The organism is Allobaculum sp. (genome assembly GCF_047010065.1).
GTDB lineage: Bacteria > Bacillota_I > Bacilli_A > Erysipelotrichales > Erysipelotrichaceae > Allobaculum > Allobaculum fili.
Map to the genome: position 1 here is coordinate 1 of NZ_JBKXLD010000144.1, position 3,593 is coordinate 3,593.

General features: G+C 53.2%; 4 protein-coding genes and 1 tRNA gene. 1 reads left to right on the top strand and 4 read right to left on the bottom strand.

Going from position 1 to position 3,593, the window contains the following annotated elements; all coding sequences use genetic code 11:
* The first annotated feature begins 31 nt into the window (after positions 1–31).
* Positions 32–116: transfer RNA gene (locus ACLUYS_RS09550), tRNA-Leu, on the top strand.
* A gap of 147 nt (positions 117–263) precedes the next feature.
* Here ACLUYS_RS09550 and ACLUYS_RS09555 read toward each other — a convergent pair.
* The 4 genes from ACLUYS_RS09555 to ACLUYS_RS09570 all read right to left on the bottom strand — a co-directional run.
* Complete coding sequence (locus ACLUYS_RS09555; protein ID WP_412659732.1) at positions 264–1,439, bottom strand: hypothetical protein; 1,176 nt, start codon at positions 1,437–1,439, stop codon at positions 264–266.
* A complete protein-coding gene (locus ACLUYS_RS09560) occupies positions 1,423–1,950 on the bottom strand; it encodes an RNA polymerase sigma factor (protein ID WP_230266731.1) in 528 nt (175 codons plus the stop codon). Before ACLUYS_RS09560 ends, ACLUYS_RS09555 begins: the two co-directional genes overlap by 17 nt.
* A 35-nt stretch (positions 1,951–1,985) precedes the next feature.
* Positions 1,986–2,831 (bottom strand): hypothetical protein, encoded by an 846-nt coding sequence (locus ACLUYS_RS09565; protein ID WP_230266730.1) that lies wholly within the window; start codon positions 2,829–2,831, stop codon positions 1,986–1,988.
* A gap of 297 nt (positions 2,832–3,128) precedes the next feature.
* Positions 3,129–3,593: methylenetetrahydrofolate reductase (locus tag ACLUYS_RS09570; RefSeq protein ID WP_412659734.1), on the bottom strand; the 465-nt coding region annotated here is incomplete at its 5' end.

Genomic DNA, 3,593 nt, shown 5'->3' on the forward strand with positions numbered 1-3,593 from the left:
TTCAAAGAACTGTGTTAAAGTATTCAAGCCTGAGGTCGTGGTGGAATGGCAGACACGCTACTTTGAGGGGGTAGTGAGCTTAGCTCGTGTGCGTTCAAGTCGCATCGACCTCACCATTTGAAAATTCGCTTCCGCAAGGAAGCTTTTTTTATGCCTTGTCGGTCTGCCTGTATCCTGCAGGCGCTGACCCGACATGGACAAAAGAAAAACGGTCCGGAGGAAAACCGTCTTCGAATTCGAAGAGGTTCATCCGGACCGTTTTGTCATTTTTCGGCCTGTTTCAAATATTCGGGCTGAATCGCGCAAAGATCAAAGGCTTCATAGCCGTCGTACGTCTGGCTCTTTACATAGAAACGATAGTACGGCATCAGCCAGGTACCCGTTGCATCGCTTTTCCAGATCCGCCAGATGCGATCGCTTTGCGGCGCTTCATAGCCTGCGGGCGTTTCAAATGCCCGAATGGCTTCCTCCAGACTTAAAACCGGATCGTCCGCTTCCCAGTCGGCGGTATCGAGCGGGTAGACAATGGCCTGTACGCCTCCCTTGTTTGCATAAATCGTAATGGGTCGGGCTTCGCTTGTGGAAAGCCGATCGCCTTCCGCTTTTTCTCTGGCATACACAATGAAGGTGTACGTCGTCTGCGGTTCCGTCGTACGGACGGGAATCGATTCAATGACCGGATTTTCGATTGGGAAAAGAGCGGAATAGCTTTGAACGATCTGTTCGATCTGGGCTTTTGCTTCGTCGAGGGATGACGCCGAGAAGGAAATCGCTCCGTTGACGAACAGTTCTCCCTGATCGCTGCCCACCAGATCCAGACGTCCCCAGGGCGTATCAGCCCAGATGGAGGAATTCATCAAATACGGATCGATATCGCCAATTGTCCATTGCGCGTCGATCTGCAGCGCTTTGGCAAAGGGTTCCAGCTTTTCGAGCATGCTTTCCTGATCGTCTGGGTTCAGGCGCCGCTGCTCTATGGCCTCATGCCAGCGATACACCGGAAGCGTTTCTGGCCATGCCTCGCTGGCGGCTGGATTTACGGTCTGTTCGTACCATCCAGCCGTGCCCAGACCGCCCGCATTCAGAACGGGAGTTTCAACGGAAGCGGGATTGGGCAGCGGCGTCAGATCGGCTGTGCGAACGTCCGGATTGGGACTGGCGGATGGAGTGGGCAGTACCCATCGATTCGAGTTGGGAAAGGAAGTCAAGGTAAGCAGAAGAATCATAGCCAGAGCCAGTCCCGAAGCCAGTACCGGCTTCCAGGTTCGATTAAAGAAGGACGGGCGTTTTTGATTTTCGCGTTCCTGCGTCTGGCTTCCCCTTATTCTGGTCTGCTCTTCCTTCATTGCAGAAATCAGGTCCTGCTTCTGTTTAGAAGAGAGAACGGCCTTTTTCATCGTGCTGCGATATTCTTCCAGATACTTATCTTCTTCTGTCATGCAAATCCTCCTTTCCATGCTCCCTGGACAGGATGACTTTTAAATGCCCTCGACCGCGGGAGAGCAGGGAATAGACCGTTCCCGGGCGGCAGTTCAGAATCTGCGCGATCTGATCGGCAGAAAGGGATTCGTAATAGTGAAGGTAGAGGACACTGGCTTCTTTGGATGGAAGCGAGCGGACCAGATCGAGAATTTCATTGTTTTCTTCATTAGCGGGTGCCGGATCGTTTCGCGGATAGTCGGTGCGCATCTTCTGCCACCAGCTGCGATGGTAGTCCTTGCACAGATTGATCACCACCCGGTACAGCCACGCTTTGCGGTGGTCTCCATCGTGAAACGCCTGATCCGAGCGCATATAGCGAAGGAAGGCTTCCTGCACAATATCCTGCGCCTGGGCACAATCGCAGTAGCTCAGCGCCAGACGATACATGCCATCGCCGCACTCTTCTACTGCAGACTCAATTTCTTCATCGGTTTTCAGTTTCGCCTGCCTGGGCGGTTGATCGTGCATATGTACTCCTGTCTAAAATGGGCGGCCAGAGAATTCTAGATGGTCTGATAGCTTTCGAGCTGCAGAACATACCCGCGGTCGTCCTGGGTCAGTGTTCCGCCAAGAATGGCGGGGCAGCCGCCGATGGGGATGTTTCCGTCAAAACGGAGCTGGCTTCTGGAATTGGAGGTCAGCCAGAGAATCGGACGTCCCTGCTCGTCACGCGGGGCGTTCTGGCCAAGATTGCCGCTCACTTCGATGTACTGATCGAGCAGCGAAGGCGCGTTGGCGAGAACCGTCTCGACATCATATACCGTATTCGTATTTTCTTCTACGGGTGCCGAATACGGGAGCGCATTCACGCCGGAAGCCGAAAGCTGTTCGGCCGAATCGGCATTGAGGACGTACTCGCCGTTGAGTGCCTGCAGCGTTCCGGTAAGTCGTGCTTTGCAGGAACCGAAGTTCACGCAGCCCGTAAATCGCAGAGCGCTGCCGTTATCGGACAGGATGTATGTGGCGTAGCCGCCGTTTCCATCCGGCATCGCCGCCTGCGGCAGATTGCCGATGACCGAGATGCGCTGACCGATCAGCGAAGCGCCCTGAGCCAGAACGGTGTCGACGTCGTAGTCAGCGACCGGATCCGCAGCGGGCTGTTTGCTCGCTTCCTGTACGGAAGGAGCTGAAGACGCGCTGTCGTTTTTCTTTTGATCGGAAGCGTCGTTCTTCGAGTTTTTCTTTGCATCTTTTTTCGTGCTTTCCTTTTTGGCTGTCGTCTGGCTTTGCGAAGCGCTCATGGACGAGCCGTCGCTCTTTGCGGCTGAAGACGGAGAAGACGGCGAAGCGCAGCCGATGGGCACAAGGGAAAGCAGACAGAGTGTGAGAACAGATTGAACAGGTTTCATACAAGAGAACCTCCTTTACTTCAAACACGATTAAGATGAGAGAATCCTTGCATAAATTTGGATATTTTTCTTTTTCGATTATTTCTTTGAAAAAAAGGACAAAAAAGATATCGGACGGCTTCGAAAAGGGAGCAAAAAGGGCTCTTGTTCCAGAGAAGCCGCAAAAACTTTAGCAGCGAGCAGGAAAAAGAAGAAAAAACGCAAGAATCAGGAATCTGGCGCAATCCAAAAACAGCAGGAAAGTTCTGCAGGCGTTCTGTCGGTTCTCCAACATACGCCTGAGGGCTTTCCTGCTGTTTATTCTGTAAGCAGCGGTTCGAGCGCTTCAATGAGCGAGAGGATCAGCGAGACGCGTCGAAAGGGCGTCATCAGATAAAACCCGTCGCAGAATTTGGCCGCCTGTCGGGCTAAATCCTGGCAGACGCGCAGAGAAATGGCTTCGCATTCCTCCCGGTCCTTATTTTCATATAAAGCGGCCAGCTCATCGGGAATATCCATGCCGGTAATTTCGTTTTTCAAAAAGAGGGCATTGCGATGGCTGACGATCGGCATCAGCCCGGCGTAAATCGTGCCATGAAGCTGTGCGCGGGCGGTTTGAAGATTTTCAATGGCCCGACGGGAAAAGATGGGCTGTGTCAGAAAGCCTTCAATGCCGGCAGCTTCCTTTTCTTTGGCGATGCCGAGCTGGACGTCAAAATTTCGGGCGTTCAGATCGAGCGCGGCCAGTTTATGAAACGGCTGGCAGAGCCCTTCGTCTTCGAG

Excerpts from the sequence above, each read along its gene's own strand:
- ACLUYS_RS09555 (WP_412659732.1), bottom strand. The coding sequence starts at position 1,439 with ATGACAGAAGAAGATAAGTATCTGGAAGAATATCGCAGCACGATGAAA.
- ACLUYS_RS09560 (WP_230266731.1), bottom strand. The coding sequence starts at position 1,950 with ATGCACGATCAACCGCCCAGGCAGGCGAAACTGAAAACCGATGAAGAA.
- ACLUYS_RS09565 (WP_230266730.1), bottom strand. The coding sequence starts at position 2,831 with ATGAAACCTGTTCAATCTGTTCTCACACTCTGTCTGCTTTCCCTTGTG.